Consider the following 19,314-nt stretch of genomic DNA (forward strand, 5'->3'; position numbering starts at 1 on the left):
TCACCCGGACGGCCCCGCCGGGCGCGCCGTCGTCGTGGCTCCGGGATGTGCTGGCATCCACCGGACCGAAATCCGGGCCGGACCGGACCGACGGCGAGGGAGCCTCATGCCGGACAGCGGTGGCCCCGTCGGCGGCGCCCTCGACGGCGGCACACCCGACGAGGGGCGTCCGGTCGGCGGGAAGGCGGGCGACGGGCAGGACGAGGGGCGTCCGGGCGGCGGGAAGGCGGGCGACGGGCAGGACGACGGGCGATCGGGTGGCGGGAAGGCGGGCGACGGGACGTCGGGCGGCGCCGAGGTGGACGCCCTGCGGGCCCGTGTCGCGGAACTGGAGGCCGAGCGCGCCCGGCTCCGCCCCGCCCACCACCGGATCCGCTCGCTCGTGGCGGTCGTCCTCATCGTCCTCGGCTGCGTCCTGGCCCCGCCGGGCGTGCTCGCCGCCTGGACCGCCGACATCGTGGGCGACACCGACCGCTACGTCGACACCGTCCGCCCGCTCGCCTCCGATCGAGACGTGCAGAACGCCGCCGCGAGCCGTGTCACCGCCGCCGTGATGGACCACCTCGACCTGAAGGCACTGCTGCAGGACGTGGCGCCGGCGCAACGCCCGCTGGTCCAGCAGGCGTTGCGCCGGCTCGGGCCCTCCATCGAGGGCGCCGTGCGCAGCTTCGTGCACGACAAGGCGCAGGCCGTGGTGGCCTCCGACGCCTTCCGGCGGATCTGGGCCGACGCCAACCGCCGTGTCCACAGCACCATGGTCAAGGCCCTCACCGGCAGCGGCGGCGGCGCCGTGAAGATCGAGAACGACACGGTGACCGTGGACCTCGCCCCGGTCGTCGACGAGGTCAAGCAGCGGCTGGTCGACTCCGGCATGACGGCCGCCGACAGGATCCCCGAGGTCCACACCGATCTGACGGTCGTCGAATCCGAGGACATCGGCCGGGTCAGGACCTACTTCCGGCTGCTGCAGCTGGCCGGCCTCTGGCTGCCCGTCGTCGCGGTGCTGCTGCTGGCGTCCGGTGTGCTGCTGTCGACCCACCGCCGGCGCGTCCTGATCGTCTCCGCGCTCTGCTTCGCGTTCGCCGCCTTCCTGCTGAGCGTCGCGCTGACCGTGTTCCGGGTCGTCTATCTGGACGCTCTCCCGGCCGGCATCTCCCAGCCAGCCGCCGGATCCGTCTACGACACGCTCACCCGCTTCCTGCGCACCTCCGTGCGTGCGGTGGTGGCCCTCGGCGTGGTGGTCGCCCTGGCCGCCTGGCTGACCGGGCCGGGGCGCCGGGCCGCCCTCGTCCGGGGGCTGTGGCACTCGGGCATCGGGGCGGTGCGCACCACCGCCGACCACGCCGGACTGCGCACCGGGCCCGTCGGCCCGTTCGTGCACCGCTCTCGCACCGCGATCACCTGGATCCTGGCGGCGGCGGCCGTCCTGGCCTACCTGCTGTGGCCCTACCCGACCGGCTGGGTCGTCGTCGGCCTCGCCCTCGCCCTGCTCTTCGCGCTGGGCGTCGTCGACTTCCTCGCGGTCCGGCCCCGCCGAAAGGACACCCCCGCATGAGCTCGACCTCCCGGCCCGGCGACCCGCCCGGCGAGATCGGCACCGCCTGGTCCGTCCCGCGCGGGGGACCGCGGCGGACCGCCCCACCCCAGGGCGACGGCGTCCTCTTCGCCGGCGTCCTGATGCTGTGCGGCGGGGTGCTCGCCGTCCTCCAGGGCATCGCGGCCGTCGCCGGGGACGACGTCCACGCCCGCGTCGGCTCCTACGTCTACGCGTTCAGTCTCACCGGCTGGGGCTGGATCCACCTCGTCCTCGGCGCCCTCGCGGCCGCGACCGGCGCGGCCCTGCTCAAGGGCATGACCGGGGCCCGCTACCCGGGCGTCCTCCTCGCCGCCCTGAGCCTCGTCGCCCAGTTCCTGTTCCTGCCGTACGAGCCGCTCCGGTCGGTCGTCGTCATGGCGATCGACACGTTCGTGATCCTCTCCCTGGCGGTGTGGCGCCAGCGGACGGTCTGAAACCTCGTTCGGCGCGGACCGCCCCCGTCCCGCAGGGACGACCGGGCCCGGCCCCCGGGGGTGTGGCAGGCTTGCGCGCATGGGGGAACAGCCAGCGGCGCAGGTCGAGTTCGGCACGACGGCGGGCCGGGTCCGCGGCCGGCGATCATCCGACGGCGTCGTCGCCGTCCTCGGGATCCCCTACGCCGCCGCCCCCTTCGGCCCCCGCCGGTTCCGCGCCCCGCAACCGGTTCCCGGCTGGAGCGCGTGGCGCGACTGCACGGCGTTCGGACCCGTCGCACCGCAGTCCGCGAAGCTGCCCGGCGCGCCGGTATGGCGCCCCGGCGACGAGGACGTGCTCACCGTCAACGTGTGGGTGCGGCCCGAGCCGGACCGCGGCTCGCTGCCGGTGCTCCTGTGGATCCACGGCGGCGCCTACACCTTCGGCTCCTCCGCCCAGCCCGACTTCGACGGCGCGGCGCTGGCCCGCGGCGGACTGGTCGTCGTCAGCTGCAACTACCGGGTCGGGTTCGAGGGCTTCGGCCATGTGCCGGGCTTTCCCGACAACCGCGGGCTGCTCGACCAGGCGGCCGCTCTGCGCTGGGTGCGCGAGAACATCGCCGCGTTCGGCGGCGATCCCGGCAACGTCACGGTCGCCGGGCATTCCGCCGGAGCGGGCTCCGCCGTCTGCCTGATGGCCGTGGAAGCGGCGCGTGGCGCGTTCCGGAGAGTCGTCGCGCACAGCGTGCCCGACGCCTTCTGCACCGTCGGCGCCGCCGCCGCGACCACGGCGCGGATCGCGGCCGCGACCGGCGTCGCCGCGACGGGCGACGGGCTGCTCTCCGCCTCGCCCCAGGAACTGGTGGCCGCCTCCGACAAGGTCGCCGAAGAGTGCGCCGACGATCCCGTGACGGCGCTCCAGGCATTCGAACCGGTGCTCTTCCAGCCCGTCGTCGACGGCGACGTGCTGCCCACGGATCCGCTCTCCGCGCTGGCCCGGGGCGGCTCCCGCGACGTGGACCTGCTGGTGTGCCACACCCTGGAGGAGTACTGGTTCCTGCACGAGGTCGGCGCGGTGCGCGGGGCCGCCGCCGAGTCGGACCTCGTGGAGCTCGCCGCTGCCCTCGGCCTGCCCGCCCGTCTGGTCGACGGATACCGCGCGCTGATGCCCGGCGCTCCGGTGCTCGACCGGTATCTGGCGATGTTCGGCGACGCGCAGTTCGGCGAGTACGGCAGCCGGCTCGCCGAGCAGCACGCACGTGCCGGCGGCAGGGCGTTCCTGTCGCGTTTCGCCCGCCGGCGCGGGCCCGCGGGCGGCCCGGTCCGGCCCTGGCACACCGCCGACATCCCTTTCGCGTTCGGCAACCTGGACGCGGTGGGAGCCGAGTTCCTCATCGGCGGCGCGCCCGACGCACAGGACCGGGCCCTGTCCCGGCGCATGCTCCGCGCCTGGCGCGACTTCGCCGCCTGCGGCGATCCCGGATGGCCCGCGGTCACCGCCGGGGCCACCACCGCGAAGATCTGGGCCGTCCCCGAGGACTCACTGTCCGACGCCGACTCCGCCCTCCGCGCGCTGTGGCGGGACGTCGTCCCCATGCAGGACACGCGAGGTTGATGTCGGATTCTCGCCAGCGACGGGAGGGCCGCTGGCCGATGCTGGACGCATGCAGAACGGGATGTACACCGATCGAGAGCGTTGTGTGCGCGCCGTGCAGTCCAAGGACGCCCGGTTCGACGGCTGGTTCTTCACGGCGGTCCTGACCACCGGCATCTACTGCCGGCCCAGCTGCCCGGTCGTGCCGCCCAAGCCGCAGAACATGGTCTTCCACCCGAGCGCCGCCGCCTGCCAGCAGGCCGGCTTCCGCGCCTGCAAGCGCTGCCGGCCCGACACCACCCCCGGCTCGCCGGAGTGGAACCAGCGCGCCGACCTGGTCGCCCGCGCCATGCGGCTGATCGCGGACGGCGTCGTCGACCGCGACGGCGTGCCCGGCCTCGCCGCCCGCCTCGGCTACAGCACCCGTCAGGTGGAACGCCAACTCCTCGCCGAACTCGGTGCGGGACCCCTGGCGCTGGCCCGCGCCCAGCGCGCCCAGGCCGCCCGCCTCCTCATCGAGACGACCGAACTGCCCATGGCCGAAGCGGCGTTCGCCGCCGGGTTCGCCTCCATCCGCACCTTCAACGACACCGTCCGCGAGGTCTTCGCCCTCTCGCCGAGCGAACTGCGCGCCCGCGTCCCGCGCAAGAGCCCCTCGAACCATCCGGCCACCCCGGGCACGCTCGTCCTGCGCCTGCCCTTCCGCGTCCCCCTCAACCCGGACAACCTCTTCGGGCACCTGGCCGCGACCGGCGTCCCGGGAGTGGAGGAGTGGCGGGACGGCGCGTTCCGGCGCACACTGCGGCTGCCCTACGGGCACGGCATCGTGGCGCTCACCCCGCACCCCGACCACATCGGCTGCCGCATCACCCTCAGCGACCTGCGCGACCTCACCGTCGCGATCAGCCGCTGCCGGCGCATGCTCGACCTGGACGCCGACCCGGTCGCCGTCGACGACCGGCTGCGCGCGGACCCGCTGCTCGCGCCGCTCGTGGACAAGGCCCCCGGCCGCCGCGTGCCGCGCACCGTCGACGAGGCGGAGTTCGCCGTACGCGCCGTGCTGGGCCAGCAGGTCTCCACCGCGGCCGCCCGCACCCACGCGGCGCGCCTGGTCACCGCCCACGGCGACCCGGTCGACGATCCGGAAGGCGGCCTCACCCACCTCTTCCCCACCCCCGAGGCGCTCGCCGCCGTCGACCCCGAGTCCCTGGCGATGCCCCGCACCCGGCGCACCACCTTCACCGGCCTCGTCGCTCAACTGGCCGACGGCACACTCCACCTGGGGGTGGACAGCGACTGGTCGCACGCCCGCGACCGGCTCCTGGCGCTGCCCGGCTTCGGGCCGTGGACGGTGGACGTCATCGCGATGCGCGCCCTCGGCGACCCCGACGCGTTCCTCCCCACCGACCTCGGCATCCGCCGCGTCGCACGGGAGTTGGGGCTGCCCTCCACCCCGGCGGCGCTCACCTCCCGTGCGGCCGCCTGGCGGCCCTGGCGCGCGTACGCCGTCCAGTACCTCTGGGCCACCGACAGCCACCCGGTCAACTTCCTTCCGGTGTGAGCCCCGTACCAAGCCCGTACACGCCCGTACCCGCCCACACACGCCTGCAAAGGACTTCAGTGAAGCAGCACACCGTCATCGACAGCCCCTACGGCGCCCTGACCCTCGTCGCCGACGACGGCGTCCTGTGCGGCCTCTACATGACCGGACAGCGCCACCGCCCGCCCGAGGAGAACTTCGGCCCCCGGGACGACACCCTCCTCACGGACGCCTCGGACCAGCTGAAGGCCTATTTCGCAGGGAAGTCGACGGAGTTCACCCTCGAACTCCGCCTGCACGGAACGCCGTTCCAGCGCAGTGTCTGGGCCGAGCTGCGGAAGATCCCGTACGGCGAGACCCGCTCCTACGGAGAGCTCGCGGACGCCGTCGGCAACCCGGGCGCCTCCCGCGCGGTGGGCCTGGCCAACGGCAAGAACCCCATCGGGATCATCGTGCCCTGCCATCGCGTGATCGGCGCCGGCGGCAGCCTCACCGGCTACGGCGGCGGCCTGGACCGCAAGCAACGCCTGCTGGCGTTCGAGAGCGGCGCCGCCCCCGGCGGGACGACCCTCTTCTAGGCCGGGCCCGCGAGGAGCCCGGCCCTCCGGCTCAGACCGCGCCGGAGACGGCGAGCTCCCGCAGCAGCCTCGGCAGTGACGTCCCGATCGGCTCCCGGACGACCTCGTCGGCCATCTCGTCGTACGGCGTCGGCTCGGCGTTGACGACGACCAGCCGGGCCCCGTGCTCGGCGGCGACGCCGGCCAGCCCGGCGGCGGGCTGCACCTGGAGGCTGGTGCCGACCGCCAGGAACACCTGGCACGCCTTGGCGACGGCGACGGCCCGGCCCAGCACCACCGGGTCGAGGCGCTCGCCGAACATCACGGTCGCCGACTTCAGGATCCCGCCGCACACCCGGCACGGCGGGTCCTCCTCACCGGCCTCGACCCGCGCCAGCGCGTCCTGCATCGGACCCCTGGCGTGGCACTTCGTGCACACCACGGTCCGGACGGTGCCGTGCAGTTCGAGCACCTTGCGCGCCGGCAGCCCGGCGAGCTGGTGCAGCCCGTCCACGTTCTGCGTGATCACCCGCACCGGCACCCCGGAACGCTCCAGGTCGACGACGGCCCGATGCGCCGCGTTCGGCTCGGCCGCCAGGGCCTGGGTGCGGCGGCGCATCTGCCAGGACCGCCGCCGGATCTCCGGGTCGCCCATGTAGTACTCGTACGTGACGAGCTTCTCCGCCTCCGGATCGCGCCGCCACAGCCCGTTGGGGCCGCGGTAGTCGGGAATGCCGGAGTCGGTGGAGACACCGGCCCCGGTGAGGATGGCGACAAGGGGCTTGCTCATGTGTTCGAGCGTAGGGCGGGGCATCAGCCGGCCGCGAGCGGATAAACGCCCGCCGCCGGCCGGTCGGTGCTACCTTCCCCGCATGGCCAAGGCAGCTCTCTCGCTCGACGCCGAACTCGTCGTCGAGGTCATGGTGCTCACCGGCGTGGGCAGCCCCCAGGACGCCGTCGAGGTCGTCCTGCGCGACTACATCGAGCGCGGCCACCGCACGGAGGCCCGCACGGCCGTCCGCGACGAGGCGCTGCGCGAGGTCGACGCCAAGCCGCGCGACGTGGAGGGCTGACCGCCCGGCCCGACGGATCCCCGGCGGAGCGCTCGGCCCACCCGACCGCCCGGCTCACCGGGACCGGTCAGCGCACCGGACGGCCGTTCTCCAGCTCGGCCGTCACCGAGCCGTCCGCCAGGGCGTCCAGCGCGGCCAGCACCCGGTGGCCCAGTGCGCCCAGCAGATAGTCGGTGATCTCCTCGGGCGCGACCAGCCGCCAGGACAGCAGCTCCTCCTCCTGCAGCCGGATCGCCCCCAGGGTGTCCTCGTCGAGGACACCGCCGTCGTAGACGTACGCCACGAGCGGCGGACGGTCCGGTCCGAGCACCCAGTCCACCGCGAGCAGCCGACCGAGCTCACGGTCGAGACCGATCTCCTCCAGCGTCTCGCGGCGCGCCCCCTGCCGGGGGCTCTCGCCCCCGTCGGACTCGATGGTGCCGCCCGGAAGGGCCCAGCCCGCGCGGTAGTTGGGCTCGACGAGCAGAACGCGTCCCTCGGCGTCACGGAAGAGCGCGGCGGCGCCGGCCAGGACACGGGGCAGGGAGGCGACATACGCGGCGAAGTCGGGTTTGCTGGAAGTGGTCACCAAGGCAGGGTAGTCGGCGCTTCGCCGACGGTTTCCTCATCCGGCCGGATCTGCTCGGAGCGCCCCCGTTCCTCGGCCAGCCGTACGGTTCGCCGCGCCAGCTCGCTGATGCGCGCGCCGTCGAAACCGAACACCGCGCTGCGCACGGTGTCCTCCAACGGCAGAGTCCATTGCGGCGGGATCGCGGCGGCGCCGGTCAGGACGCCGGCCACCGAACCGGCCGTCGCCCCGTTCGAGTCGGTGTCCAGGCCGCCGCGCACGGTGAGCGCGACGGTGCGGGTGAAGTCGCCGTCGCCGTACAGCAGGCCCGCGGTGAGGACGGCGACGTTCGGGACGGTGTGGATCCAGCCCAGGCCCGCCGTCTCCTGCGTCACCGTCGCGAGGGTGTCCTCCCAGGTCATCCGAGTGGCGTGGAGGGAGGCGACCCGGCGCACGGTGCGCGCGAGGCGGCTGCTCGCCGGGACGACGGTCAACGCTTCCTCCAGCGCGCGGCGCACCGTGGGCGCGGTGAACGCCGACGAGATCAGCGCCGCCGCGAACATCGCGCCGTACACGCCGTTGCCGGTGTGCGAGAGCACCGCGTCCCGGCGGGCCAGCAGGGCGGCGCGGCGGGGGAGGCCCGGGCAGGTCCAGCCGTAGACGTCGGCGCGGATCAGGGCGCCGATCCACTCCTGGTAGGGGTTGTCGTACGTCGCCGTCAGCGGCGGTTTCATACCTGCCGTGAGGTTGCGGTAGACGGCCCGTTCGGCGGTGAACGTCTGCAGATAGGGCAGCCGCAGCAGCCACAGGTCGCCGACCTGCTCGGTGGTGAAGCCGAAGCCGTGGGTCTCCAGCAGGTCGAGGCCGAGGATCGCGTAGTCCACGTCGTCGTCGCGGCAGCTGCCGTGCACGCGGCCACGCACACAGCTTCGCCACTCCGGGCGCAGCTGCCGTGCCTCCTCCGTGTCGGCGGGCTCGGGCAGGTAGTCGGTGAGCGGCAGGGCGTCGGCCCGCCGCAGATAGCGGTCGATGCGTTCGCGCGTCCACAGATCGCCCTGCTCGACCGGTTTGCCGAGCATGTTGCCCGCGATCCGGCCCAGCCAGCCTCCGAGGACGCGGTCGGCGAGCTCCGGTCCGCCGCCCACAGCAGTCATGCCTCCGGTCTACCCGATCCGGGGCGCCCCCGCGCGGGCTTCGACGCGCCGGGGGCGACGGTGCCACGGCGCCGGGGGCCGGACAGCGCATGACGGCGGGGGCGTCCGGCGGTTAAGGTCGCAGCGGCGCGACTGGCCCTGACGTGCGACGCGGGGCCCGGAGAGCAAGGGGATCGCAAGGTGGCGGACGCTGCAGCGCAGGGCACCCGACGGGTGCTCGTGGCCGCGGACAAGTTCAAGGGCTCGCTGACGGCCGTGGAGGTCGCCGAGCGGGTGACGGCGGGACTGCGCCGGGCCGTACCGGACGTCGAGGTTGCGGCCCTGCCCGTCGCCGACGGCGGTGACGGCACCGTGGCCGCGGCGGTCGCCGCCGGCTTCGAACGCCGTGAGGTGCGGGTCGCCGGGCCCCTCGGGCACGAGGTCACCGCGGCGTTCGCGGTGCGCGGCGACACGGCGGTCGTGGAGATGGCCGAGGCGAGCGGGCTGCAACGGCTCCCGGCCGGCGTCTTCGCACCGCTCACGGCGTCGACGTACGGCTCCGGGGAGCTGCTGCGTGCCGCGCTGGACGAGGGCGTGCGGACGATCGTGTTCGGGGTCGGCGGCAGCGCGACCACCGACGGCGGCGCGGGCATGCTGTCCGCGCTGGGCGCGCGGTTCCTCGACGAGGACGGCGAGCCCGTGGCGCCGGGCGGCGGCGGCCTCGCGGGAGTGGCGCGCGTAAACCTGTCGGGGCTGGACCCTCGCCTCGCGACCGTGGAACTGGTCCTGGCGAGCGACGTCGACAACCCGCTGACCGGCCCGAAGGGCGCGCCGGCGGTGTACGGGCCGCAGAAGGGCGCCTCACCGGACGACGTCGAGGCCCTGGACGCGGCGCTCGCGCACTTCGCGACGGTGCTGGAGACGGCGGTCGGCCCGAAGGCGGCCGAGTACGCCGGCGCGCCGGGCGCGGGGGCCGCCGGCGGCATCGGCTTCGGCGCGCTGCTCCTCGGCGCCCGCTTCCGCGCCGGCATCGACGTCATGCTCGACGTGCTGGGCTTCGCACCGGCGCTCGAACGGGCGGAGCTGGTGATCACCGGCGAGGGCTCGCTGGACGAGCAGACCCTGCACGGCAAGGCCCCCGCGGGAGTCGCCGCGGCGGCCCGGGCGGCCGGCAAGGAGGTCGTCGCGGTCTGCGGGCGGCTGGCGCTTCCGCCCGAGGCGCTGGGACGGGCCGGGATCCGCCGGGCGTACCCGCTGACGGAGGTCGAGCCGGACGTGGCGACCTGCATCTCGGACGCCGGCCCGATCCTGGAACGGGTCGCGGAGCAGATCGGCCGGGACTTCCTGCTGTAGGCAAGGTCCGACCCCGCACGGCAGACGAGCGGACCTGACCCGCGGACGCGTCCTGGCGGACGTGGGCTGGCAGACGTGGGCCGGCGGACCTGGCCTGCGGATGTGGGCTGGCGGATGTGGGCCGGTTTCGGACCTGGCCTGCGGACGTGGGCCGGCAGACGTGGGCCGGCGGACCCGGCCCGGCGGACGTGGCCTGGCAGACGCGGCCTGGCGGACGTGGCCTGGCAAACGTGGGCCCGGCGGACCCGGCCTGGCGGACCTGGGCTGGCAAACCTGGCCCAGCGACCCTGGCCTACCGGTCCCGGCCCGTCGGCCTTGGCCCAGCTGGACGCGAAAACGGGCGTGGCCCGAGCCTTGAGGGGCTCGGGCCACGCCCGTCGGCGTGCGGAGGGATCAGGGCAGCTGTGCTGCCCGCGCCTCGCGCCGGTTGTCGCGGAAGTTGTTCACCCGGCGCGCCGTGGCGAACAGCGGGATGACCGCGCCCATGACCAGCTGCAGCGCGCAGCCCGTCTGCAGGAGCAGCTGACCGCCGGGCGCGTCGAACGCCCAGGCCGCCAGCAGGCCCATCGACAGGACGATCCACGCGAGCATCGCGCCGGCGAGGCGGCCTCGGGGCTTCGGGTACTCGACCCGGCTCACCATCAGCCAGGCGGTGCCCAGGATGGCCATCAGCGTCGCCTCGAAGGGCAGCTCCAGCAGCACGATCGAGACGACGGTCAGCGCGCCGAACGGCGACGGCATGCCCTGGAAGGTGCCGTCCTTCACCGTCACGCACGAGAACCGGGCAAGCCTCAGCACCACCGCCAGCAGCACCATGATCGCCCCGACCGCCGCCACCCGCTGGTGGGCGTCGTTGGCGACCATGCCGTAGACGAGGACGAAGTACGCCGGGGCCAGACCGAAGCTGATGAGGTCCGAGAGGTTGTCCAGCTCCGCGCCCATCGGGGAGGAGCGCAGCTTGCGCGCGACCAGGCCGTCGAAGAGGTCGAAGACCGCCGCGCAGAGCATCAGGATGACCGCCGTGGCCGCGCTGTGGCGGGCCATGCCGGATTCCTGGCTGCCGGTGAGGTGCGGGATCAGGATGCCGGTGGTGGTGAAGTACACCGCCATGAAGCCGCACGTGGCGTTGCCGAGGGTGAGGGTGTCCGCTATCGACAGACGCAGAGAGAGGGGCATCTCCTCCTCGTCGTCCACCTCGTCCGCCTCGGGCACCCAGCCCGCCTGGGTCTCCGGGTCAATCACGGTCAATGCGAGTCACCCCTGCCACGGTCTTCTGCCCCACCTCGACCGCGACGTCCACGCCCTCGGGCAGGTAGATGTCGACGCGCGAGCCGAAGCGGATCAGGCCGATGCGCTCGCCCTGCTCGACCTTCGTGCCCTCGGGGATGTAGGGGACGATGCGGCGGGCGACGGCTCCGGCGATCTGGATCATCTCGATGTCACCGAGCTCGGTGTCGAAGTGCCAGACGACGCGCTCGTTGTTCTCGCTCTCCTTGTTGAACGCCGGCACGAACCCGCCGGGGATGTGCTCGACCGACGTCACGGTGCCGGCCAGCGGCGCGCGGTTGACGTGGACGTTGAGCGGGCTCATGAAGATCGCGACCCGGGTGCGCCCGTCCTTCCACGGCATGATGCTCTGCACCACACCGTCGGCGGGGGAGATGACCCGGCCCGGGGCGATCTCACGCTCGGGGTCGCGGAAGAACCACAGCATGCCCGCCGCGAGAGCGGTGGCGGGCACGGCGACGGCCTTGGCGGCACCCGAGCGGCGGGCCCGCAGCAGGCTGACGGCTGCGGTGGCGACGGTCGGCAGGAGCCACGGCGATGCTCCGCGCGCGAGGCGTGCGCCTACCAGGCTGTCGCGGTGTGCAGAGGTTTGGCTGTGGGGCATGGATGACCTTCGTAGCGGATGATGCCGCGCTTCGACGGGGGGACGGCGGCTTTCCGCGATCGTAGCGGTTCGGGGCCACAACTGGGTAAGCAAGGAAGCCGAGTCGACAGGCGACAGAAGTTGACGGGGTGTGATCTTCTTCTCGAAGAAAACACCCCCAACTCGGACAATCAGCCCTGGAACCGGTACTCCTCGAGCAACCTGCGCCCGATGATCATTTTCTGGATTTCGGCGGTGCCTTCACCGATCAGCAACATCGGGGCCTCACGGTAGAGGCGCTCGATCTCGTACTCCTTGGAGAACCCGTAGCCGCCATGGATACGGAAGGAGTCCTCCACGACCTCCTTGCAGTACTCGGATGCGAGGTACTTCGCCATCCCTGCCTCGAGGTCGTTTCGTTCTCCGGAGTCCTTTTTGCGTGCGGCGTTCACCATCATCGCATGGGCGGCCTCGACCTTGGTAGCCATCTCGGCCAGCTTGAACTGGATCGCCTGGTGCTGGGCGATCGGCTTGCCGAACGTGTGGCGCTGCTGGGCGTACTGCACGCCCAGCTCGAAGGCACGCTGGGCGACGCCGCAACCACGCGCCGCGACATTCACGCGGCCCACCTCGACGCCGTCCATCATTTGGTAAAAACCTCGGCCGGTGACCCCGCCGAGCACCCGGTCGGCGGAAAGCCGCAGGCCATCCATGATGAGCTCGGTGGTGTCGACACCCTTGTAGCCCATCTTGTCGATCTTGCCCGGGATGGTCAGGCCGGGGCGGACCTCGCCGAAGCCGGGCTCCTTCTCGATCAGGAACGTCGTCATCGACTTGTGGGGCGCCGTGCCCTCGGGGTGTCCTTCGTCACTTCGCACCAGAACGGCCACCAGAGACGACGTTCCGCCGTTCGTCAGCCACATCTTCTGGCCGTTGAGGACGTACTCGTCGCCGTCCCTGACGGCCTTGGACGTGATGGCCGACACGTCCGAGCCCAGGCCCGGCTCCGACATCGAGAACGCGCCCCGGATGTCGCCGGCCGCCATGCGCGGCAGGTAGTGGTCCTTCTGCTCCTGCGTGCCGTGCTGCTTGAGCATGTACGCCACGATGAAGTGGGTGTTGATGATGCCCGAGACGGACATCCAGCCGCGGGCGATCTCCTCCACGCACAGCGCGTAGGTGAGGAGCGACTCGCCCAGACCGCCGTACTCCTCGGGGATCATCAGACCGAACAGGCCCAACTCCTTGAGGCCGTCGACGATCTGCTGCGGGTACTCGTCGCGGTGCTCCAGCTCGGTCGCGACCGGGATGATCTCCTTGTCCACGAAGCCGCGGACGGTGGAGAGGATCTCCTGCTGGACATCGGTCAGACCGGCGGTCTGGGCGAGGCGCGCCATGGCTACTTCTCCGTCTTTTCCGAAGGGTCGTTCAGCTCCGGGCGGCCGGGCTGCTCGCCGCCGCGCTCCTTGATGTACGTCTCGGTCGGCACCATCACCTTGCGGCGGAACACGCAGACCAGCGTGCCGTCCTGCTTGTAGCCCTTGGTCTCGACGTGGACGATGCCGCGGTCGTTCTTCGACTTCGACGGCCACTTGTCGAGCACGGTCGTCTGACCGTAGATCGTGTCGCCGTGGAAGGTCGGCGCGACATGCCTGAGCGACTCGATCTCCAGGTTGGCGATCGCCTTGCCGGACACGTCCGGCACCGACATGCCGAGCAGGAGCGAGTAGACGTAGTTGCCCACGACGACGTTCTTGCCGAAGTCGGTCGTCTTCTCCGCATAGTTCGTGTCCATGTGGAGGGGGTGGTGGTTCATGGTGAGGAGACAGAACAGGTGGTCGTCGTACTCCGTGACCGTCTTTCCCGGCCAGTGCTTGTACGTCGCCCCGACCTCGAACTCCTCGTACGTGCGCCCGAACTGCATCGCCTCAGGCCTCCGGGATCTCGAACTTGCTGGTGCGCTGCATGCCGGCGGCGCGTCCCTTGCCGGAGATGACCAGGGCCATCTTGCGGCTGGCCTCGTCGATCATCTCGTCGCCGAGCATCGCCGAGCCCTTCTTGCCGCCCGCCTCGGACGTGTAGTAGTCGTACGCGTCCAGGATCAGCTCGGCGTGGTCGTAGTCCTCCTGGGAGGGCGAGAAGATCTCGTTCGACGCCTCGACCTGACCCGGGTGCAACACCCACTTGCCGTCGAAGCCGAGCGCGGCGGCGCGCTGCGCGACCGCGCGGTAGCCCTCGACGTTGCGGATCTGCAGGTAGGGGCCGTCGATCGCCTGGAGGTCGTTGGCGCGGGCCGCCATCAGGATCTTCATCAGGATGTAGTGGTAGGCGTCCGCCGGGTAACCGGGCGGCTGCTCGCCCACGACCAGCGACTTCATGTTGATCGACGCCATGAAGTCGGCCGGGCCGAAGATGATCGTCTCGACGCGCGGCGAGGCCTGCGCGATCTCGTTGACGTTGTTCAGGCCCTGCGCGTTCTCGATCTGCGCCTCGATGCCGATACGGCCGACCTCGAAGCCCATGGTCTTCTCGATCTGCGTCAGCAGCAGGTCCAGGGCGACGACCTGCTGGGCGCTCTGCACCTTGGGCAGCATGATGCAGTCGAGGTTCGGGCCGGCTCCCTCGACCACCGTCACGACGTCGCGGTACGTCCACTCGGTCGTCCAGTCGTTGACGCGCACGACCCTGGTCTTGCCGGTCCAGTCGCCCTCGTTGAGGAACTTGACGATGGTGTGCCGCGCCTCGGGCTTGGCGAGCGGCGCGCACGCGTCCTCGAGGTCGAGGAAGACCTGGTCCGCCGGGAGTCCCTGCGCCTTCTCCAGGAAGCGGGGGTTGCTGCCCGGGACCGCGAGACACGAGCGGCGCGGACGCAGACGGTTGACGGTCATGCGGGGACCTCCAGGGGGTCGAGCTTGTTCGCTTTGCGGATCTCGTCGACGATGCGGCCGATGATTCCGGTGATGTCGAAGTCCTTCGGGGTGAAGACCGCGGCCACGCCCGCAGCCCTGAGCTGCTCCGCGTCACCATTCGGGATGATGCCACCGGCGATCACCGGGATGTCTGTGGCACCGGCCACACGGAGCCGTTCGAGGACGTCCGGCACCAGTTGGGCGTGCGAGCCGGAGAGGATGGACAGGCCCACGGCGTGCACGTCCTCCTCCAGCGCGGCGTCCACGATCTGCTCGGGCGTCAGCCGTATGCCCTGGTAGACCACCTCGAAGCCGGCGTCGCGGGCCCGCACGGCGATCTGCTCGGCGCCGTTGGAGTGCCCGTCCAGGCCCGGCTTGCCGACCAGGAAGCGCAGCTTGCCCACGCCCATGTCCTTCGCGGTCACGTCGACCCTGCGGCGGACGTCGGCCATGGCCGAGCCCTCCTCCGCGGGGACCGCGACCGGCGCCGAGGAGACGCCGGTCGGCGCGCGGAACTCGCCGAACACCTCGCGCAGCGCCCCGGCCCACTCGCCGGTCGTGACCCCGGCGCGGGCGCACTCCAGGGTGGCCTCCATGAGGTTGGCGGTGCCCTTGGCGGCCTCCTTCAGCTTCTCCAGCGCCTTGCACGGACGCGGGTGGTTGAAGGGCGGCTGGTACCGCGTGTCGCGCCAGTTCTGCAGGGAGGCGATGACACGGGCCTCGACCGCCGGGTCGACCGTCTGGATCGCCGTGTCGAGGTCGGCGGTCAGCGGGTTGGGCTCGGTCGTCTCGAAGATGTTGACCCCGACGATCTTCTCCTGCCCGGACTCGATGCGGGCGCGGCGCTCGGCGTGCGAGGACACCAGCTGCGACTTGAGGTAGCCGGACTCGACGGCGGCCATCGCGCCGCCCATCTCCTGGATGCGCTCGATCTCCGCGAGGGACGCCTCGACCAGCTCCGCCACCTTCGCCTCGACGACGTGCGAGCCCTCGAAGATGTCCTCGTACTCCAGCAGGTCGCTCTCGTGGGCGAGGACCTGCTGGATGCGCAGGCTCCACTGCTGGTCCCAGGGCCGGGGCAGACCCAGCGCCTCGTTCCAGGCGGGCAGCTGCACGGCACGCGCGCGTGCGTCCTTCGACAGCGTGACGGCGAGCATCTCCAGCACGATCCGCTGGACGTTGTTCTCCGGCTGTGCCTCCGTCAGGCCCAGGGAGTTGACCTGGACGCCGTAGCGGAAGCGGCGCTGCTTGGGGTTCTCGATGCCGTAGCGCTCGCGGGTGACCTGGTCCCAGATGCGGCCGAAGGCGCGCATCTTGCACATCTCCTCGACGAAGCGGACGCCCGCGTTCACGAAGAAGGAGATGCGCGCGACGACGTCGCCGAACTTCTCGGCCGGCACCTGCCCGGAGTCGCGGACGGCGTCCAGCACGGCGATCGCCGTGGACATCGCGTACGCGATCTCCTGCACCGGCGTGGCCCCGGCCTCCTGCAGGTGGTAGCTGCAGATGTTGATCGGGTTCCACTTCGGGATGTGGGACACCGTGTACGCGATCATGTCCGTCGTCAGCCGGAGGCTGGGCCCCGGGGGAAAGACGTGCGTCCCCCGGGACAGGTACTCCTTGACGATGTCGTTCTGGGTCGTGCCCTGGAGCCGGGTGACGTCAGCGCCCTGCTCCTCGGCGACGACCTGGTAGAGCGCCAGCAGCCACATGGCGGTGGCGTTGATCGTCATCGAGGTGTTCATCTGCTCCAGGGGGATGTCCTGGAACAGCCTGCGCATGTCGCCGAGATGGGCCACCGGGACGCCGACCCGGCCGACCTCGCCGCGGGCGAGGACATGGTCGGAGTCGTAGCCGGTCTGGGTGGGCAGGTCGAACGCGACCGACAGACCCGTCTGGCCCTTGGCGAGGTTGCGCCGGTACAGCTCGTTGGACGCCTCGGCCGTGGAGTGACCGGCGTACGTGCGCATGAGCCACGGCCGGTCCTTCTCCCGCTTTCCTTCGGCGGACTGACGCTCAGTCATCTATGACCTCGGGTGTCTCAGATGTTGCGGAAGCGGTTGATGGCGTCGATGTGCTGGGCGCGCTTCTCGTGGTCGCGCACGCCGAGGCCCTCCTCGGGGGCCAGCGCGAGGACGCCGACCTTGCCCTGGTGGAGGTTGCGGTGCACGTCGTAGGCGGCCTGGCCGGTCTCCTCCAGGGAGTAGACCTTCGACAGCGTCGGGTGGATCTTGCCCTTCGCGATGAGCCGGTTGGCCTCCCAGGCCTCGCGGTAGTTGGCGAAGTGCGAGCCGATGATCCGCTTCAGCGACATCCACAGGTAGCGGTTGTCGTACTGGTGCATGTAGCCCGAGGTCGAGGCGCAGGTGGTGATGGTGCCGCCCTTGCGGGTGACGTACACGGAGGCGCCGAAGGTCTCGCGGCCGGGGTGCTCGAAGACGATGTCGATGTCCTCGCCGCCGGTGAGCTCGCGGATGCGCTTGCCGAAGCGCTTCCACTCCTTGGGGTCCTGGGTGTTCTCGTCCTTCCAGAACTTGTAGTCCTCGGCGTTGCGGTCGATGATCGCCTCGGCGCCCATGGCCCGGCAGATCTCCGCCTTCTGCGGCGAGGAGACGACGCAGATCGGGTTGGCGCCGCCGGCCAGCGCGAACTGCGTGGCGTAGCTGCCCAGACCGCCGCTCGCGCCCCAGATCAGGACGTTGTCGCCCTGCTTCATGCCGGCGCCGTTGCGGGAGACCAGCTGACGGTAGGCGGTGGAGTTGACGAGGCCGGGGGCCGCCGCCTCCTCCCAGCTCAGGTGGTCCGGCTTCGGCATCAGCTGGTTGGACTTGACCAGAGCGATCTCCGCCAGGCCGCCGAAGTTGGTCTCGAAGCCCCAGATGCGCTGCTCGGGGTCGAGCATCGTGTCGTTGTGGCCGTCCGAGGACTCCAGCTCGACGGACAGGCAGTGCGCGACGACCTCGTCGCCCGGCTTCCAGGAGTTGACGCCCGGGCCGGTGCGCAGGACGACGCCCGCGAGGTCGGAGCCGATGATGTGGTACGGCAGGTCGTGCCGCTTGGTGAGCTCGCTGAGGCGGCCGTAGCGCTCCAGGAAGGAGAACGTCGACACCGGCTCGAAGATCGACGTCCACACGGAGTTGTAGTTGACCGAGGAGGCCATGACGGCCACCAGGGCCTCGCCCGGGCCGAGCTCGGGCAGTGCCACCTCGTCCAGGTGGAGCGACTTGCGCGGGTCCTTGTCGCGGGTCTCCAGGCCCGCGAACATCTCCGTCTCGTCCTTGTGCACGGTGATCGCGCGGTACGACTCGGGGAGCTGAAGAGCGGCGAAGTCGGCCGGCGTCGAGTCCGGCGACTGGATCGCGTCGAGGATGTCCTTCACGGTCACGGTGTTGCCTCCGGCGGTGTGCGCCCTGAGGGAGGGGCGCTGAGGGTTACGTCGGTGCTGCTGAGGGTTGGGTGGGAAATGCCGTCGGTTCGGCGGCGGTGCTGTTCGGCAGCGCTTTGTGGCGCGGGAGGTTGCCTGTGACGCAGGCGTCCGGGCGCGCAGACCTGGAGGTTGCGGGGACAGCCGACGTACGAGAGGTCTCTGCACGCCGGCCGCCCGGACTCCTTCAACGTATGACACCGCGTGTCACCTCGCAAGGCACTGAGTGCCAGAACTTCCACTCAGCTGAAATCTTTACGTAACAAATGAGCGATGATCGATCGAACGGGCTCTGAAATCCGCGCGAAAAGGTGCTCTGACATGCCAAAACGGCCACCCGGTGGGGTGGCCGTCATCACAGCGCGGAAGGGGACCGCGGAGGGTCTCAGCGCTCCTTGAGCGCCTGTTCGATGGTGCGCATGACCTCGTCCAGCGAGGCGTCGGTCCGGGCGACCGTGACCAGGACCTCGCCCTGCGCGGAGATCGCCGCCGGGGCCGGCCGCGGGCCGTCGGCGCCGCTGCGGCCGGCTCCGATGCCCGTCCCGAAGGTCTTGCGGACGATCGCGAAGGCGTGGTCGAGCTGGGCCTCCACGTCGCCCTGACCGCCGGCTCTCAGCCAGCGCCGCAGGACGTGGTTGTGGGCGGTGACCACGGCGGAGGCGGCGACCTCGGCGAGCAGCGGGTCGTCGTTGGCGTCGTCGTCGTGCGCGTGCTCGTCGAAGTGACCGAGGAGGTAGCGGGTGAAGAGGCGCTCGTAGCGGGCCACCGAAGCGATCTCGGCCTCGCGCAGGGTGGGCACCTCGCGCGTCAGCTTGTAGCGGGCGACCGAGATCTCCGGCCGGGCCGCGTACATCTTCATGACCTCCTTGATGCCGCGGCACACCGTGTCGAGCGGATGCTCGTGCGCCGGGGCCGCGTTGAGCACCGCCTCCGCCCGGATCAACGTGTCGTCGTGGTCGGGGAAGATCGCCTCTTCCTTGGAGCGGAAGTGACGGAAGAAGGTGCGGCGGGCGACCCCCGCCGCGGCCGCGATCTCGTCGACGGTGGTCGCCTCGTACCCCTTGGTCGAGAACAGCTCCATGGCCGCGGCCGCCAGTTCTCGGCGCATCTTGAGTCGCTGGGCGGCCGCGCGGCTGCCTGCGGTGCTCTCGGGCGCGTCGGGCGCGGCTGGTGTACGTGAGGACCTGGCGGGCTGGGACATGACCCGAACGTACTGCATGTGCGCAGCTCGGTGCGCGTGCCCGGGGTTTCCCCCGCCCTGGGCGGGCGGGGGCGCGCCGGCGGGGTCGAGCAGCCCGCCCCAGTCCTCGTTCGCTCCGAACCAG

General features: G+C 71.6%; 18 protein-coding genes. 7 read left to right on the forward strand and 11 right to left on the reverse strand.

Translation table 11 applies throughout. The annotated features are described in order from the left end of the window. Nucleotides 1–106: 106 nt before the first annotated feature. The 5 genes from ACZ7DE_RS13390 to ACZ7DE_RS13410 all read left to right on the forward strand — a co-directional run bounded on the left by ACZ7DE_RS13390 (nt 107) and on the right by ACZ7DE_RS13410 (nt 5,701). The gene (locus ACZ7DE_RS13390) at nt 107–1,555 is read left to right on the forward strand and encodes a hypothetical protein (protein ID WP_470760553.1); all 1,449 of its coding nucleotides are present in this window, start codon (nt 107–109) and stop codon (nt 1,553–1,555) included. Continuing rightward, nucleotides 1,552–2,010, forward strand: a complete 459-nt coding sequence (locus tag ACZ7DE_RS13395) for a DUF7144 family membrane protein (protein ID WP_470760555.1) — start codon at nt 1,552–1,554, stop codon at nt 2,008–2,010. The genes ACZ7DE_RS13390 and ACZ7DE_RS13395 overlap by 4 nt, the downstream gene beginning before the upstream one ends. 79 nt (nt 2,011–2,089) lie before the next feature. Then, entirely contained in the window at nt 2,090–3,604 is a 1,515-nt protein-coding gene (locus ACZ7DE_RS13400; RefSeq protein ID WP_470760557.1) for a carboxylesterase/lipase family protein, read from the forward strand. A 49-nt stretch (nt 3,605–3,653) separates the two neighbouring features. After that, complete coding sequence (locus tag ACZ7DE_RS13405) at nt 3,654–5,144, forward strand: DNA-3-methyladenine glycosylase 2 family protein (protein ID WP_470760558.1); 1,491 nt, start codon at nt 3,654–3,656, stop codon at nt 5,142–5,144. Nucleotides 5,145–5,203: 59 nt separating this feature from the next. Next, nucleotides 5,204–5,701: a methylated-DNA--[protein]-cysteine S-methyltransferase gene (locus tag ACZ7DE_RS13410; RefSeq protein WP_470760560.1), complete on the forward strand. Its 498-nt coding sequence runs from the start codon at nt 5,204–5,206 to the stop codon at nt 5,699–5,701. Nucleotides 5,702–5,732: 31 nt separating this feature from the next. On the opposite strand, the gene ACZ7DE_RS13415 is transcribed toward ACZ7DE_RS13410, so the two are convergent. Further along, nucleotides 5,733–6,470, reverse strand: a complete 738-nt coding sequence (locus tag ACZ7DE_RS13415; protein ID WP_470760562.1) for an SIR2 family NAD-dependent protein deacylase — start codon at nt 6,468–6,470, stop codon at nt 5,733–5,735. Between the two features lie 82 nt (nt 6,471–6,552). On the opposite strand from ACZ7DE_RS13415, the gene ACZ7DE_RS13420 reads away from it, so the two are divergent. Next, a complete protein-coding gene (locus ACZ7DE_RS13420; RefSeq protein WP_470760564.1) occupies nt 6,553–6,753 on the forward strand; it encodes a type II toxin-antitoxin system VapB family antitoxin in 201 nt (66 codons plus the stop codon). 67 nt (nt 6,754–6,820) lie between these two features. On the opposite strand, the gene ACZ7DE_RS13425 is transcribed toward ACZ7DE_RS13420, so the two are convergent. Together ACZ7DE_RS13425 and ACZ7DE_RS13430 are read right to left on the reverse strand one after the other, a co-directional pair. After that, nucleotides 6,821–7,321 (reverse strand): NUDIX domain-containing protein, encoded by a 501-nt coding sequence (locus ACZ7DE_RS13425; protein ID WP_470760566.1) that lies wholly within the window; start codon nt 7,319–7,321, stop codon nt 6,821–6,823. Further along, the gene (locus ACZ7DE_RS13430) at nt 7,318–8,454 is read right to left on the reverse strand and encodes an ADP-ribosylglycohydrolase family protein (RefSeq protein WP_470760568.1); all 1,137 of its coding nucleotides are present in this window, start codon (nt 8,452–8,454) and stop codon (nt 7,318–7,320) included. The genes ACZ7DE_RS13425 and ACZ7DE_RS13430 overlap by 4 nt, the downstream gene beginning before the upstream one ends. Nucleotides 8,455–8,667: 213 nt before the next feature. Between ACZ7DE_RS13430 and ACZ7DE_RS13435 the strand changes: the two genes are divergently transcribed. Then, the gene (locus ACZ7DE_RS13435) at nt 8,668–9,786 is read left to right on the forward strand and encodes a glycerate kinase (RefSeq protein WP_470761087.1); all 1,119 of its coding nucleotides are present in this window, start codon (nt 8,668–8,670) and stop codon (nt 9,784–9,786) included. A gap of 393 nt (nt 9,787–10,179) precedes the next feature. Here ACZ7DE_RS13435 and pssA read toward each other — a convergent pair whose 3' ends face one another. The 8 genes from pssA to ACZ7DE_RS13475 all read right to left on the reverse strand — a co-directional run bounded on the left by pssA (nt 10,180) and on the right by ACZ7DE_RS13475 (nt 19,190). Beyond that, on the reverse strand, nt 10,180–10,998 hold the full coding sequence (pssA, locus tag ACZ7DE_RS13440; protein WP_470761089.1) for a CDP-diacylglycerol--serine O-phosphatidyltransferase: 819 nt from the start codon (nt 10,996–10,998) through the stop codon (nt 10,180–10,182). 22 nt (nt 10,999–11,020) lie between these two features. Then, nucleotides 11,021–11,677 (reverse strand): phosphatidylserine decarboxylase, encoded by a 657-nt coding sequence (locus ACZ7DE_RS13445; protein WP_189925758.1) that lies wholly within the window; start codon nt 11,675–11,677, stop codon nt 11,021–11,023. A 170-nt stretch (nt 11,678–11,847) separates the two neighbouring features. Beyond that, the gene (locus ACZ7DE_RS13450) at nt 11,848–13,053 is read right to left on the reverse strand and encodes an acyl-CoA dehydrogenase family protein (protein ID WP_470760569.1); all 1,206 of its coding nucleotides are present in this window, start codon (nt 13,051–13,053) and stop codon (nt 11,848–11,850) included. A 2-nt stretch (nt 13,054–13,055) separates the two neighbouring features. Beyond that, complete coding sequence (locus tag ACZ7DE_RS13455; RefSeq protein WP_470760571.1) at nt 13,056–13,580, reverse strand: MaoC family dehydratase; 525 nt, start codon at nt 13,578–13,580, stop codon at nt 13,056–13,058. 4 nt (nt 13,581–13,584) lie between these two features. Next, nucleotides 13,585–14,544 carry an HpcH/HpaI aldolase/citrate lyase family protein gene (locus ACZ7DE_RS13460; RefSeq protein ID WP_470760573.1) on the reverse strand — a complete coding sequence of 320 codons (960 nt, stop codon included), beginning with the start codon at nt 14,542–14,544 and terminating at the stop codon, nt 13,585–13,587. Further along, nucleotides 14,541–16,589 carry a protein meaA gene (locus tag ACZ7DE_RS13465; protein ID WP_470760575.1) on the reverse strand — a complete coding sequence of 683 codons (2,049 nt, stop codon included), beginning with the start codon at nt 16,587–16,589 and terminating at the stop codon, nt 14,541–14,543. Before ACZ7DE_RS13465 ends, ACZ7DE_RS13460 begins: the two co-directional genes overlap by 4 nt. A 17-nt stretch (nt 16,590–16,606) precedes the next feature. After that, nucleotides 16,607–17,944 carry a crotonyl-CoA carboxylase/reductase gene (gene ccrA, locus ACZ7DE_RS13470; RefSeq protein ID WP_470761091.1) on the reverse strand — a complete coding sequence of 446 codons (1,338 nt, stop codon included), beginning with the start codon at nt 17,942–17,944 and terminating at the stop codon, nt 16,607–16,609. Nucleotides 17,945–18,374: 430 nt separating this feature from the next. Continuing rightward, nucleotides 18,375–19,190, reverse strand: a complete 816-nt coding sequence (locus ACZ7DE_RS13475) for a TetR family transcriptional regulator (RefSeq protein ID WP_470761093.1) — start codon at nt 19,188–19,190, stop codon at nt 18,375–18,377. Nucleotides 19,191–19,314: the final 124 nt, after the last annotated feature.

The organism is Streptomyces sp. NPDC037083 (genome assembly GCF_055606485.1).

Excerpts from the sequence above, each read along its gene's own strand:
- ACZ7DE_RS13390 (WP_470760553.1), top strand. The coding sequence starts at position 107 with ATGCCGGACAGCGGTGGCCCCGTCGGCGGCGCCCTCGACGGCGGCACA.
- ACZ7DE_RS13395 (WP_470760555.1), top strand. The coding sequence starts at position 1,552 with ATGAGCTCGACCTCCCGGCCCGGCGACCCGCCCGGCGAGATCGGCACC.
- ACZ7DE_RS13400 (WP_470760557.1), top strand. The coding sequence starts at position 2,090 with ATGGGGGAACAGCCAGCGGCGCAGGTCGAGTTCGGCACGACGGCGGGC.
- ACZ7DE_RS13405 (WP_470760558.1), top strand. The coding sequence starts at position 3,654 with ATGCAGAACGGGATGTACACCGATCGAGAGCGTTGTGTGCGCGCCGTG.
- ACZ7DE_RS13415 (WP_470760562.1), bottom strand. The coding sequence starts at position 6,470 with ATGAGCAAGCCCCTTGTCGCCATCCTCACCGGGGCCGGTGTCTCCACC.
- ACZ7DE_RS13420 (WP_470760564.1), top strand. The coding sequence starts at position 6,553 with ATGGCCAAGGCAGCTCTCTCGCTCGACGCCGAACTCGTCGTCGAGGTC.
- ACZ7DE_RS13430 (WP_470760568.1), bottom strand. The coding sequence starts at position 8,454 with ATGACTGCTGTGGGCGGCGGACCGGAGCTCGCCGACCGCGTCCTCGGA.
- ACZ7DE_RS13445 (WP_189925758.1), bottom strand. The coding sequence starts at position 11,677 with ATGCCCCACAGCCAAACCTCTGCACACCGCGACAGCCTGGTAGGCGCA.
- ACZ7DE_RS13450 (WP_470760569.1), bottom strand. The coding sequence starts at position 13,053 with ATGGCGCGCCTCGCCCAGACCGCCGGTCTGACCGATGTCCAGCAGGAG.
- ACZ7DE_RS13455 (WP_470760571.1), bottom strand. The coding sequence starts at position 13,580 with ATGCAGTTCGGGCGCACGTACGAGGAGTTCGAGGTCGGGGCGACGTAC.
- ACZ7DE_RS13460 (WP_470760573.1), bottom strand. The coding sequence starts at position 14,544 with ATGACCGTCAACCGTCTGCGTCCGCGCCGCTCGTGTCTCGCGGTCCCG.
- ACZ7DE_RS13465 (WP_470760575.1), bottom strand. The coding sequence starts at position 16,589 with ATGACTGAGCGTCAGTCCGCCGAAGGAAAGCGGGAGAAGGACCGGCCG.
- ACZ7DE_RS13475 (WP_470761093.1), bottom strand. The coding sequence starts at position 19,190 with ATGTCCCAGCCCGCCAGGTCCTCACGTACACCAGCCGCGCCCGACGCG.